Genomic DNA, 12,659 nt, shown 5'->3' with positions numbered 1-12,659 from the left:
AAGGCTGCATGCCCACCGGAGGTTTGGCGCATCCAGTGCCAAAGCCGGCCCTACAGGATGTGATGCCGATGCGTATCGATGCCGTTTCGACGGGACGGAACCCACCGCATGAAGTGAATGTCATCGTCGAAGTGCCTGTCGGCGGCGAGCCCATCAAATATGAGATGGACAAGGAAGCCGGCGCGCTCGTGGTGGACCGTTTCCTCTACACGCCCATGCGCTATCCCGGTAACTACGGCTTCGTTCCCCACACGCTCTCGGACGACGGCGACCCGATCGACGTGCTGATCGCCAACCAGCGCGGCATCATTCCCGGCGCCGTGATCGCGGTCCGCCCCGTCGGCGTGCTGCGCATGCAGGACGAATCCGGCGGCGACGAAAAGATCATCGCCGTGCCGGTGTCGCGTCTCACCCGCCGCTACGAGAAGATTCACAACTACACCGACCTGCCGGAGATCACGATCAAGCAGATCGAGCACTTCTTCGAGCACTACAAGGATCTCGAGAAGAACAAGTGGGTGAAGGTCGAGGGCTGGGGCGATTCCAAGGAAGCCGAGGGCATGATCCTCGAGGCCATCGAGCGCTACAAGGCCAAGAAAGGCTGAGAAAGGGCGGGCGTTGCCCGCCACTGAGTTTTCTCTAGGCCTCTATGGTGCCCAGTCCCACATTGGCGCCGCACATCAGCACCCCTATCCGCTCATTCGCAGCGGGGCGATAGGCTCCGCTGATCAGGGCGGCCAGCGCCGTGGCGCCGCCGGGTTCCAGGGCCACCCGCAGATCCGCCCATGCGCGTTTCTGCGCTTCCACGATGGCCGTATCGGGCACTGTGACGGCCTCGCCGACATAGCGGCTCGCAACCTCGTAGACCCGCGGCCCGCAATTGCGGGCGCCGAGCGAATCCGCGGCGACGCTCTCCACGCTCACGTCCACCGGCTTCCCGGCCTCCAGCGCCGCCTTCAGGCATTGCGAACCCTCGGGCTCGACGGAGACCACCTTCACGCGGCCGGCGAACCAGGCCGCGATGCCGCCGATCAGCCCGCCGCCGCCCGTTGCGACCAGCACGGTGTCCAGCCGCCCCTCTGCCTGCTCTTCCCATTCGAGGCCGAGCGTTCCTTGCCCCGCGATGGTCTCCCAGGCGTCGAAGGCATGGACGGAGAGGGCGCCCGTCTCGGCGATGTAGCGCTCGCAGGCGGCCAGAGCGTCCGCATAGCGCTCGCCGCCGATGTCGAGATCGGCTCCGCGCGCGCGGATGGCGGCGATCTTGGCCGGCGCCGAGATCACAGGCACGAAGATGCGCGCCTTGTGGCCGAGCGCCCGTGCCGCGTGGGCGACGGCGATGCCATGATTGCCGCCCGAAGCGGCCGCGACGCCCACGGCCGGCACCGGACGCGAAAGCAGGTTGTTGAAGGCCCCGCGCGGCTTGAAGGAGCCCGCATGCTGCATGAATTCGAGCTTGAGCTGCAGGGGGCGATCAAGGCCGAAGGCGCCTGCTTCCATGTCGAGGACGGGCGTCCAGCGAATGTGAGGGGCCACGCGCGCATAGGCGGCGCGGATGTCGTCGGGAGAAATCATGGCATCCGAAGGATCAGGGGGCGGGGACATCGTGTCCGCTCTTCCTATCCTGCCGGCGCATCGTTTCCAAGGGCAGGAGATATGCGCGGCGGAGTGCTAACGCTTCATGGCCGCGCCCAGGATGGCTCCCGGCTTGCCGGCCGCGCTGGCCTGGACCAGGATGACGAAGCTGTCGGCGCCGGGGGCACTGACGAGTTCCGGCTTCAGGTCCAGAGTGACGGCGCTGCCGTCATAGTCGGCGACCTTGCGCAAGCCGCGCGCGACATTGGAATAGGTCACCGTCTGACCGGTGTTCTCACCGCGCTCGATGACCACCTGCGCCTCGCGTTCCACCGGGATCGCCCAGACTTCGCCTTGCAGCGCAGTCTTCCCGAGCGTGACGCTGTAGGCACCATCCTTGCCCGTGATGCCGACCGGCACGGTGAGCACGTTGGCGCGGTTGGCGGCCGCCTCGATGGCACGCTTCACCTGTGCATCGTTGGAGCCGACGGCATGCTGCACGCCGTCGACCACGATCTGCGGCGTATAGACCGCCCGGTCGCCGCGCGCTTCCGAATACGCACGCTGGCGCTGGGAGAAACTGTGGTTGGCGAGCGTGTCCTTCCAGCCCAAATAGTCCCAGTAATCCACCGGCAGGGAGAGGGCGATAAGGGTCGGGTCCTTCGCCCAGGTTCCCATCATCCTGTCGGCCGGCGGACAGGATGAGCAGCCCTGGCTGGTGAAGAGCTCGATCACGGCGCGCGGCTGCGCCAGCGCCGGACCGCAGGCGGTCAGCAAGAGCAGGGCTGCAACAACTGTTCGACGCATCGGTCTCGTCCGGTTCAAGGGGGGCAGTAAAGCGGAAGCTCCTTTGATTGCAAGGCATACATTGCATGTTGTTAACGAGCGAGTAACGCTGTGGTGAGCAGCCGGCCGCGCCGCGATTCGTGATGAGGCGTGAGCTTTAGCCACGTTGGCTGCGCAACCGCCTCCGGATTGACAGGTCGTTGGGCCATGCCGTTAAGAAAGCTGGATGCCCGAGGCAAGCAGGGGACATGATGTGACGAGAATCGCCGCCGACGGTCTGTGCGCCATGCGGGGCGGTCGCGGAACAGAAGCTTCCGTAGCGCATTGGCGAATATCGTGCAGGTGTGGCCCGGGGCAGCGTCGGAAACGGGACGGAGCGAGCGGGTTGGCGGATAAGCCGAGGCTCCGAGGTCACGGATCCTGTCCTGCGGCGGGCGCGGTCCCGGATTGCCGCCGCCCGCGCTCGAGCTACAGCACGGGGCGGGCATGAAATTCGTCTTCGGCCTGATCTGGCGGGTGCTGACGCGGGTCGCGGAGCATGACGACTACGCGCTGGCGAGCCATATGGCGCTCTCTTCGCTCACGGCCACCTTCCCCTTCCTGATCTTCGTGGCCTCGCTTGCGGGCGTGCTCGGGACCGGCCAGTTGCAGGGAGAAGTCGTCAGGCTCCTGTTCGAGACCTGGCCGCATGCCGTCTCGGAGCCGATAGCCGAGGAGGTGACCAATGTGCTGGGCAACTCCAGGCCCGGCCTCGTCACCATTTCGGCCATCGTGGCGCTCACGCTCGCCAGCAACGGCGTGGAGGCCATTCGCGTGGGTGTCAACCGCGCCTATGGTCTCGTGGAGACGCGCTCCTTCTGGCTGTGCCGGCTGGAGAGCCTTCTCTTCGTCTTCGTCGCCTCGCTGGCGCTGGTGACGCTGGCTCTCCTGGTCGTACTGTGGCCGGTCATGTGGCAGGCCGCCATTTCATTCGCGCCCTTCCTCGAACCGCTGGGGCCGACCATCCAGCTCGCCCGCTACGGCATCACGCTGCTCATTCTCGGCAGCGCCATCATGCTCGTGCATATCTTCCTGGTCGCGAGCAGCCCGCCCCTGCGCAGGATCTGGCCCGGAGCCTTGCTGACGCTGGGACTCTGGCTGGTCGGTGGCTGGGTGTTCAGCATCTACATCACCGATTTCAACACCTATTCGCGGCTTTATGCCGGCCTTGGCGGCGTCTTCGCGGCGCTGTTCTTCCTCTGGCTCGTGGCCCTGGCCTTTCTCCTCGGCGCGGAGTTCAACGCGGCACTGGCGGAGGCACGCCACCCCGCGAAGTCCTGAGGCCGGGAGGTTTCGTCAGCCGCCCTTCTGCACGATTGCCTGGATGGCCCGCTGCAGTTCGTCCTGGCCATAGGGCTTGCCGATACGGGGGAGACCCGTGTCGGCCTCGGGCGGGAGCTCCGCATAGCCGGTGGCGAGTATGATGGGCAGGCCCGGCCTGGCGGCCGCGATCTCGCGGGCGAGCTGCACGCCCGTCATGCGCGGCATGCCCTGGTCGGTGATGACGAGCTCGACATCGGGGCGATTCCCGAGGATGCCGAGCGCTTCGGGGCCGGAGGCGGCGGGCAACACCTCATGGCCGAGGTCCTCAAGCAGCGCCGCGGTGTTCAGGAGCACGAGCGCATCGTCATCGACGGCCAGGATGACGAGGCTGCGATTGACCGCAGGCGCCTCGGCTGCAGGCTCGGGCGTCGTCTCGTTCCCCGCGGCGGGTGTGGCGCTCGGCAGCCAGATCCTCGCCGTGGTACCCTTGCCCGGCTTGCTTTCGAGGGTCAGCCGTCCGCCGGACTGTTCGGCCAGACCGTGGATCATGGGCAGGCCGAGGCCGGTGCCCTTGCCCACGCCCTTGGTGGTGAAGAAGGGCTCCGTGGCCTTGGCGAGCGTCGTCTCGTCCATGCCCGTGCCGGTGTCCTCGACGCTCAGGCAGACATACCGGCCTGGCCTGAGGCGCGTGGGATGGCCCCCTCGCACCGTCTCGGCGAAGGCGCTTATGGTCACGATCCCGCCATTGGGCATGGCGTCGCGTGCGTTCACCACGAGGTTGACGAGAGCCGATTCGAGCTGGTGCCGATCGCTGCACGCGGGTTCGAGTTCGGCAGGGAAGCGGGTGTCGATGGTGATCATCGGTCCGATCGAGGTCTGCAGCAGGTCTTTCATTCCCTGGACGAGGTCCGGCAGGTCCACCGCCACCAGGCTGAGTTCCTGCCGGCGGGCGAAAGCAAGCATGCGCTTGATCAGCGAACTGCCCCGCTCCGCGCCGTGGATGGCGTTGTCGAGGAGGGACAATACCTTCGGGTCGTCGCCCACGCGCCGGCGGGCCAGGGTGAGACTGCCCAGGATCGCGGTGAGCAGATTGTTGAAGTCATGGGCGATGCCGCCCGTCAGCTGCCCGATGGCCTCCACCTTCTGCGATTGCGCGAGTGCCTCGCGGGCCTCGTCGAGGGCGCGTTGGGCGGCGACGCGCTCGGTGATGTCACGCGTGATCTTGGCAAAGCCGATCAGCGTGCCGTTGCCGTCCCGGATCGCGTCGATGATCACATTGGCACGGAACCGAGTACCGTCCTTGCGCACCCGCCAGCCTTCCTTCTCATAGCGCCCTTCCGCCGCCGCGGTGGCCAGTGCCTTGGCAGGCTCACCCGCCGCACGGTCCTCCGGTGTATAGAAGCGGGAGAAATGCTCTCCGATGATCTCCTCGGCGTCATAGCCCTTGATCCGCTCGGCGCCCGGATTCCAGCTCGAGATGAATCCTCCCTCGTCGATCATGTAGATGGCGTAGTCGGTCACGCTCTGCACCAGGAGGCGGAACTGCTCCTGGCTGTGCCGCAGCCTCTCGCCCGCGGCCTGTCGCTCGCTGAGGTCTCGGGTGATCTGGGCAAAGCCGATCAGGCGCCCGCCTGGCGTGCGGATGGGATCGATGACGACATGAGCCCAGAAGCGCGAGCCATCCTTGCGCACGCGCCACCCCTCGCCCTCGAAGCGCCCGACGGCCTGGGCGGTCTCCAGCGCTCGCGCCGGCATCTCGTTGGTCCGGTCCTCCTCGGAATAGAACATCGAGAAATGCCGGCCGATGATTTCGGGCGCCTCGTAGCCCTTGAAGCGCCTGGCGCCGGTGTTCCAGCTGGTGACGAGCCCGGCGGGATCGAGCATGAAGATGGCATAATCGGTGACCGCATCGAGAAGCAGGCGGTAGCGTCCCTCTTCGGACTGGGCGACTTCCACGCCTTCAAACTGTTCCATCGATACTCACCCTTGCGCCCCCTGGGGCTGAACGGTCGAAAGCCCGGCTCCCGTCCTCCTTATGCTCCTGGACGGTCTCGCGACAAGCGGCTGGCGCCGGTGCATCGTCGAAAACGTTCGATGCGCCCGATTGGTTCATCCCGGGAGGGGGAAAGTGTCACGCAGACGGATCGACGGTATCGAGATGAGGGCGGAGCGCGGCGGCCACGTCCGTGCCCGGTGCCACGGGAACGATCTCGATCTCGACGAGATCGGACCAGGCGCTGGCCCAGACCTGGAGCAGCGTGACATCCTCGCATTCCATCAGCTGGAAGCAGCGGCCGAGATCCGCGCTCACCCAGCTTGCCATGAAGGCAAGTCCCTCGGGTGCCTGGCGGCCGCGCTCCCGGAAGCGCCGGTAGACGGACCTGGCGTCCTGGTTTCGGAAATGCTCGATCACCATGAACAGCATCGACTCAGGCTCCGCCGCTCGTGCCCGTGGCGGGGATGGCGGCGCCGGTCACCACGCCGCCGGCAGGCGAAACCAGGAAGGCGATCAGGCGGGCGATGGCGGTGGGCGACACCCAGGTATCGGTGTCGGCCTTGGGCATGGCCGCCCGGTTCTGCGGCGTGTCGATGACGCTCGGCAGCACGCAATTGGCGGTGATGCCGTCACCCCGATATTCCTCGGCCATGGCCTCCGTCAGCCGGACCAGCGCCGCCTTCGAGGCCGCGTAGGCGGCAAGCCCGGCTGGCGCCTTCAGGCCCGCGATGGCGGCGATGTGGACGATGCGCCCATGCCGGACCGCCTGCATCGCCGGCAGCACCGCAGCACTGATGGCGAGCGCCGTGCGGGCGTTGGAGGTGAGCATGGCATCCCACTGCTGCAAGGCCTGCGTGACAGGCCCGGCCTGGAACCCGCCGACGGTATTGACGAGCGCCGAGACGTCGCCGAAACGCTTCATCACCTGTGCCACGGCGACGCTGCAGGCCTCCTGCGAGGTCAGATCCACTGCCGCGATGGGCAGCACTTCCGCGTTGCCCGGCAGGATTTTCACGAGGGCATCGAGCTTCTCCTGCGAACGGTCGAGGCAGGCGAGCCGGGCACCTCCGCGTGCCAGTTCCTGCGCCACCGCCATTCCGAGATTGCCGGCTGCACCGGTGATGATGACGGTCCCCGTCTGGCTCTTTCCTGGATCGCTCACGCCCGCCGCTCCCTGTGCTGGATAGGAAGCGCAACTTTGTCACGAGCCACCCGCGAGGGGAAGGCGTAGGTCCCCGGCGGAAGACCAGGCAACCGCTCATATCGTCATCTGGCCGACGCTCCGATAGAGCATATATCCTGCCACGACGAGGACCAGAGCGGCAAAAAGGCTGTTCAGCATGCCCTTCCTGACCGACAGGCGTCGCGCCGCCATGGCCCCCACGAGACCGCCGCCGACACCGCCTCCAATGAAGATCGCCGCCAGCAGCCAGTCGACATAGCCTGAAATGGCGTAGTTGGCCGCCGTGGTGAGACCGAAGGCGGTGACGGCCACGAGGGATGAACCGATGGCATAGAGGATCGGCATGCCGGTGGATGCGATCAGGCCGGGCACGATGAGAAAGCCGCCGCCAATACCGAAGAAACCGGAGAACATGCCCGTCAACCCACCGATTCCAGCGACCTTGGAGGCATTTTCGCGGGAACACTGCGCCCCTGGATTGCCCTCGGAGCCGCGCTTGCGGAACATCAGGAAGCCGACCGCAAGCATCAGGAGGGCGAAGAAAACCAGAAGCTTTTGGCCGTCGATCATCTTGCCGATAGTGGAGCCGACATAGGCGCCCGCGACCCCCGCGACGCTGAACACGCCGGCGCAGCGCCACTTGACGTTTCCGGCGCGGGCGTGACCGATCAGGTTCGCGGAAGCATTGGCCGCGACCGCGAACGCACTGGTGCCGATTGCCAGGTGGGCACTTGGAACCCCGACGACATAGACCATCAGGGGGACGGCCAGGATCGAGCCTCCACCCCCGAACATACCTAGGGTAAAGCCCACAAGGCCACCGGACAGGGCGCCCAACCCATACTGGATCGGATCGAGATACATGGTGCGACTCCGGTTGGGGTACCGCCGTCAGGCGGCCGCCTTCTTGAGTTCGGGCGAGACCAGCCATTCGCGGCCCTTCAGCATGCCGTGCCAGTAGATGGGCGGCAGGGCCTCGGACTTGAGGTACCAGGCGAGGCTCGAGGGCTTCGTTCCATCGATGAGCCAGGTCGGGAAGGTGGGCAGCAGCTTGCCGCCATAGCCGAATTCGGCCAGCACGATCTTGCCTCTCTCGACGGTCAGGGGGCACGAGCCATAGCCGTCATAGGCGGCGGGCATCGACCTCCCATCGAGGACCGCCAGAACGTTTTCGGCCACGATGGGAGCCTGCTTGCGGGCAGCGGCGGCCGTCTTGGCATTGGAAGTCCCGGCGGCGTCTCCAAGCGCGAAGACATTGGCAAAGCGCCTGTGCCTCAGCGTGGCTTCATCGACGTCGATCCACCCGGCCTGATTGGCGAGGGGGCTCTCGCGGACGAAGGCGGGAGCCTTCTGCGGCGGGCAGACATGGATCATGTCGAAGCCGCGCTTTTCCTCGGTGACCGTTCCGTCCGCCGCCGTTCTCGCAAAGCGGGCAACTTTGCCGGGCCCGTCGACCGCGACGAGGCGGGAGCCGAAATTGAGATCGGCCCGGTAGCGCCCGACATATTCCATCAGAGCGGGGATGTATTCCTTCACGCCGAAGAGCACGGGGCCGGCGTTGTGGAACTCGATGGAGACATCGCCGATCTGGCGCTGCCGATGCCAGTGATCACCCGACAGATACATCGCCTTCTGCGGCGCGCCGGCGCATTTGATGGGCATCGGCGGCTGGGTGAAGATCGCCCCGCCGCGCTTCAGGTTCTGTACCAGCGACCAGGTGTAGGGCGCGGTATCGCTTCGGTAGTTCGAGGTCACGCCATTGCGCCCGAGAGTCTCCTCCAGGCCTTCGATGGCGGACCAGTCCAGGGTGATGCCGGGAGCGGCCACCATGGCGCGGTATCCGATCCTTCGCCCGTCCGAGAGTTCCACCCGGTCGCGGTCCGGATCGAAGGCCCCGACAGCCGCCTTCTCCCACTTGGCACCGGACGGAATGACGGCGGCCATCGGCCTTATCGTGTCTTCCGGCCTGAATATGCCACCGCCGACCATCGTCCAGCCCGGCTGGTAGGCGTGGCGGTCGGAGGGGTCCACGATGATGACCTTCAGGCAGCTGCGGCGCTTGAGGAGGCTTGCCGCCGTTGCGATCCCTGCCGCGCCGCCTCCGACCACCAGCACATCGCAGACCGCCGCGACCCTGTCCGAGCCTCCTCCCTCCCTTGCCGCAGGCAGCCGGGCGCGGAGGGCTCCGAGGTCGTATCCGGCGGATCTCGTCGCGGCTAGCACCTGGTCCGAGCCGTTCCTTGCAGCCTGCGACAAGGCCCATAGCGTTGCTGCCCGGGTTCCCGATCGGCAGAAGGCAAGGATCGGCTTCGGCAGCTCTTCCAGGGCGGCGGCGAAGAGGGCGATGTCATTGTCCGAGATGGCTGAGATGGTTACCGGTATATGGCGGAACCGGAGGCCAGCGCCTTCGGCCGCGAGGCAGAGGCTCGCTGCCTCGACCTGGCCGTTCTCCTCTCTGTCCGGCCTGTTCGAGACGAGGGACCTGAAGCCCAGCGCCGCGATCTCAAGGATATTCTCGAGCCCTATCTGCGAGGATACGCTGAAGTCGTCGTCGATCCTGCGAATGTCCATCGCTTTCCTCCTGTCATGATTTGAGAGCCGCGCGCCTTAGGGAAGTGGCGCGATAGGCGAACATCCCGGCGAGCATCGCCGCCGCGAAGAGGGCCGGCTCCCACCTTCCCGTGACGAGTGCAGCGATCGCCGGGCCGGGGCAGAATCCCACCAGGCCCCAGCCCACCCCAAAGAGCGTCGATCCGCTGACGAGCTCTAAATCGAGCTGCCGGTTCGAGGGGACATGGAATTTCGTATCGAACACGGGGCGCGCACGGCGGCGCCGGATGGCATAGGCCAGCGCGGAAGGAATCAGGGCTCCACCCATGACGAAGGCCAGCGAAGGATCCCATGCCCCGGTCACGTCGAGAAAAGCGAGGACGCGGGCGGGGTTGACCATGTCCGAGACGACGAGGCCGATACCGAAAAGCAGGCCGCAAAGGACGGCAACGGAGAGGCGGGCACGCATCACGGCGACCCCGTGAGAAGGCGTTTCACGAAAACGGTGCACGCGGCCGCTGCCATGAAGAGGATCGTCGCCACGATCGAGCGCGGCGAGAGCCGGCCAAGTCCGCAGACCCCATGACCGCTCGTGCAGCCGGATCCCAGCCGGGTGCCGTAGCCGACGAGCAGGCCACCCGCGACGAGCAGCACGGGTGAGGCGGACACGATGACCTCGGCGTGGCGAATCCAGGCCATGGCGAAGGCGGCACCCGCAAGGATACCGCCCAGGAATCCGGCACCGAGAGAACTCATCCCGTTACCGCTCCAGCCGAAAGTGGAGGCGGCAAGCCCTGAAATGCCGGCGATACGGCCATCCAGAAGCAGATAGAGCGCGGCGGACAGACCGATGAGAAGACCGCCGGACAAGGGCCACACGAAGCTGAGGTCTGTCATGGCGGTCAGAGCGCGTTGACGGGGATCTTGAGATACCGGACGCCGTTGTCCTCCGCCGGAGGCAGCTTGCCGGCCCGCATGTTGACCTGGACCGAGGGAAGGATGAGCTTCGGCATGGCAAGCGTGGCGTCGCGCTCGGTGCGCATTTTCACGAATTCGTCTTCGCTGACGCCGTCATGCACGTGGATATTGGCGTTGCGCTCCGCTCCGACGGTGGTTTCCCAGGCATACTCGTCCCGGTCGGGGGCCTTGTAGTCGTGGCACATGAACATGCGCGCTTCCCCGGGAAGCTGCATCAGGCGCCTGATCGACCGGTAGAGCGTCCGCGCGTCGCCGCCGGGGAAGTCGCAGCGTGCGGTGCCATAGTCGGGCATGAAAAGCGTGTCGCCGGGAAACACGGCATCGCCGACCACATAGGCGAGACAGGCCGGCGTATGACCGGGTACATGGAGTACCGCTGCGTCCAGGCCTCCGATCTTGAACCGGTCACCGTCGCGGAACAGACGGTCGAACTGGCTGCCGTCGCGCTGGAACTCCGTACCCGCATTGAAGATCTTGCCGAAGACTTCCTGCACGCGAACGATCTCGCGGCCAATGGCCAGCTGACCGCCCAGCTCGGCCTGCAGCAGGGGTGCCGCGGACAGATGATCGGCATGGGCATGGGTTTCCAGCAGCCATTGGACTTCAAGACTTTCGGATTTGACGTAATCAATAAGATCCCTCGCCGAAACCGTCATCGTGCGGCCGGATGCTGCATCGTAGTCCAGCACGCTGTCGACGATCGCGCAGGCGTTCGAGTGGGGGTCGCGAACGACATGGCTGATCGTGAAGGTACTGGAATCGAAAAAGGATTTCACCTCCGGGCGCATTTCCGGCGAGGCAATTGCCTCGCCAATGATCTCGCATGCATGGAAGAGGGCTGCGTCTGGGGAGGTCTGGGCCATGGGTTGCTCCTGTCTCCTATATAAATACATAATTACCTTAATAATGCAAGTATGTATGCCATTGGCCTCGGGCGGCCGGTGCGCTATAGGCTTGATGGAAGGCATCGGAGGCCGGCTATGGAAGGAACGGAAGCAGGGACGCAGCCACAGGCCATCCCGCTGCGCATCAACGACAAGGCGCCGGGATTCACCGCGCGCTCGACAGCGGGTGAGATATCGTTGGCCTCGTATCGCGGGCGGTGGGTCGTGTTCTTCTCGCATCCCGCGGACTTCACCTCGGTGTGTACCAGCGAGCTCATCGCGTTCGCCCGCGCCCAGGACAGGTTTGCCGCGCTGGGTTGTGAGTTGCTCGGGCTGTCCATCGATAGTCTCTATGCGCATGTCGCCTGGCTTCGCGACATCCAGCGCGTGTTCGGCGTCGGGGTGGCTTTCCCGCTGGTGGAGGATCCCTCCATGGCGATTGCCCGCGCCTATGGCATGCTCGACAGTTCCTCCGCGAGCAGCGCTACCGTCCGGGCGACCTATGTCATCGACCCCGAGGGCGTCATTCGAGCCATCATCTGGTACCCGATGAATGTGGGCCGGTCCGTCGATGAAATCCTCCGGCTGGTGCAGGCGCTCCAGGTCTCACGGCAGGAAGGCGCCCTGACGCCGGAGGGCTGGCGTCCCGGCGCCCCTCTCGTCGAACAGGCCGCCGCGTCGATGGCGGAGGCGGCCGTGCCCGAAGCACCGAACGCAACGTGGTACTATCGGGAGAGAGTCGCTTGACCTCCTCACCCTCGCTCGACGATCTGCATCGAAAGGCGCCGGAGGCGGCCGAATTCATGAAGCTGTTCGGCACGGCGAACCGCCTGATGCTGCTTTGCCACATCGCCCGGAAGGAATGTTCGGTAAGCGATCTCCAGGACGATCTCGGCCTCAAGCAGCCCGGCCTGTCCCAGCAGCTTGCCGAGCTCCGCCAGGCTGGCGCCGTCAGGACACGCCGGGAATCGCGGCAGATCTACTATTCGATCGCAGACGAGCGGGTCAGGGCGGTCATAGAGTTGCTGCTGAAGCTGTTTTGCGACAGCGGGGACATGGTTGCCTCCGACCCGCTCGCCACCGCCCAGCGTCCGCAGGACGTGAAAACGATGCCTCTTCCCTTCGAAGAGGCGGCGCAGTTCGCGCGGCTCGACTAAGCAAAATGCGTTCAGGCCGAAACACTCTTCCAGGCCGGCACGCGGAGATCATGAGCATTTTGCGATTCCGCGTGTATCGGTGCGAAAGCAAAACGCGCTCGCACGGCAGAACTTCATCGACTGTTGGGAACGGGAGTGATTCCGCTTGGCCGAAGCCAAAGAGGCCTCTGGCCCTGCGCATTGGGTCCTGGGTGAAGAAGTGGTGCCTAGCCGTCATCCCATTTAATGCGTAGTGCGTTGTTATTGTTAGA

14 protein-coding genes are annotated in these 12,659 nt (G+C 65.6%); 4 read left to right on the top strand and 10 right to left on the bottom strand.

Annotated features, from left to right (window positions below; genetic code table 11):
• Window positions 1–68: 68 nt before the first annotated feature.
• Entirely contained in the window at window positions 69–605 is a 537-nt protein-coding gene (gene ppa, locus AC6H34_RS09410) for an inorganic diphosphatase (protein WP_448150302.1), read from the top strand.
• 34 nt (window positions 606–639) lie between these two features.
• On the opposite strand, the gene AC6H34_RS09405 is transcribed toward ppa, so the two are convergent.
• The gene (locus AC6H34_RS09405) at window positions 640–1,602 is read right to left on the bottom strand and encodes a threonine/serine dehydratase (RefSeq protein WP_497538627.1); all 963 of its coding nucleotides are present in this window, start codon (window positions 1,600–1,602) and stop codon (window positions 640–642) included.
• 66 nt (window positions 1,603–1,668) lie between these two features.
• Window positions 1,669–2,379, bottom strand: a complete 711-nt coding sequence (locus AC6H34_RS09400) for a DUF1223 domain-containing protein (protein WP_448150304.1) — start codon at window positions 2,377–2,379, stop codon at window positions 1,669–1,671.
• A 465-nt stretch (window positions 2,380–2,844) separates the two neighbouring features.
• On the opposite strand from AC6H34_RS09400, the gene AC6H34_RS09395 reads away from it, so the two are divergent.
• Window positions 2,845–3,678: a YihY/virulence factor BrkB family protein gene (locus AC6H34_RS09395; protein WP_448150305.1), complete on the top strand. Its 834-nt coding sequence runs from the start codon at window positions 2,845–2,847 to the stop codon at window positions 3,676–3,678.
• Window positions 3,679–3,693: 15 nt separating this feature from the next.
• Here AC6H34_RS09395 and AC6H34_RS09390 read toward each other — a convergent pair whose 3' ends face one another.
• From AC6H34_RS09390 to AC6H34_RS09355, 8 genes are all read right to left on the bottom strand, one after another.
• Entirely contained in the window at window positions 3,694–5,634 is a 1,941-nt protein-coding gene (locus AC6H34_RS09390) for a hybrid sensor histidine kinase/response regulator (protein ID WP_497538626.1), read from the bottom strand.
• A 157-nt stretch (window positions 5,635–5,791) separates the two neighbouring features.
• The gene (locus AC6H34_RS09385) at window positions 5,792–6,085 is read right to left on the bottom strand and encodes a DUF3303 domain-containing protein (RefSeq protein ID WP_497538625.1); all 294 of its coding nucleotides are present in this window, start codon (window positions 6,083–6,085) and stop codon (window positions 5,792–5,794) included.
• Window positions 6,086–6,089: 4 nt separating this feature from the next.
• On the bottom strand, window positions 6,090–6,818 hold the full coding sequence (locus AC6H34_RS09380) for an SDR family NAD(P)-dependent oxidoreductase (RefSeq protein WP_497538624.1): 729 nt from the start codon (window positions 6,816–6,818) through the stop codon (window positions 6,090–6,092).
• A gap of 96 nt (window positions 6,819–6,914) precedes the next feature.
• A complete protein-coding gene (locus AC6H34_RS09375) occupies window positions 6,915–7,703 on the bottom strand; it encodes a sulfite exporter TauE/SafE family protein (protein WP_448150309.1) in 789 nt (262 codons plus the stop codon).
• Window positions 7,704–7,730: 27 nt separating this feature from the next.
• Complete coding sequence (locus tag AC6H34_RS09370; protein WP_497538623.1) at window positions 7,731–9,410, bottom strand: bifunctional protein tyrosine phosphatase family protein/NAD(P)/FAD-dependent oxidoreductase; 1,680 nt, start codon at window positions 9,408–9,410, stop codon at window positions 7,731–7,733.
• 13 nt (window positions 9,411–9,423) lie between these two features.
• Entirely contained in the window at window positions 9,424–9,858 is a 435-nt protein-coding gene (locus AC6H34_RS09365; protein ID WP_497538622.1) for a DUF6691 family protein, read from the bottom strand.
• The gene (locus AC6H34_RS09360; RefSeq protein ID WP_497538621.1) at window positions 9,858–10,286 is read right to left on the bottom strand and encodes a YeeE/YedE family protein; all 429 of its coding nucleotides are present in this window, start codon (window positions 10,284–10,286) and stop codon (window positions 9,858–9,860) included. Before AC6H34_RS09360 ends, AC6H34_RS09365 begins: the two co-directional genes overlap by 1 nt.
• A gap of 5 nt (window positions 10,287–10,291) precedes the next feature.
• Window positions 10,292–11,230 (bottom strand): MBL fold metallo-hydrolase, encoded by a 939-nt coding sequence (locus AC6H34_RS09355; RefSeq protein WP_497538620.1) that lies wholly within the window; start codon window positions 11,228–11,230, stop codon window positions 10,292–10,294.
• Window positions 11,231–11,347: 117 nt separating this feature from the next.
• On the opposite strand from AC6H34_RS09355, the gene AC6H34_RS09350 reads away from it, so the two are divergent.
• On the top strand, window positions 11,348–11,998 hold the full coding sequence (locus AC6H34_RS09350; RefSeq protein ID WP_497538619.1) for a peroxiredoxin: 651 nt from the start codon (window positions 11,348–11,350) through the stop codon (window positions 11,996–11,998).
• Complete coding sequence (locus AC6H34_RS09345; protein ID WP_497538618.1) at window positions 11,995–12,408, top strand: ArsR/SmtB family transcription factor; 414 nt, start codon at window positions 11,995–11,997, stop codon at window positions 12,406–12,408. Before AC6H34_RS09350 ends, AC6H34_RS09345 begins: the two co-directional genes overlap by 4 nt.
• Window positions 12,409–12,659: the final 251 nt, after the last annotated feature.

The sequence above is a fragment of the Labrys sp. ALF-8 genome, assembly GCF_059699065.1.
This window is presented reverse-complemented; position numbering and strand designations above follow the sequence as displayed.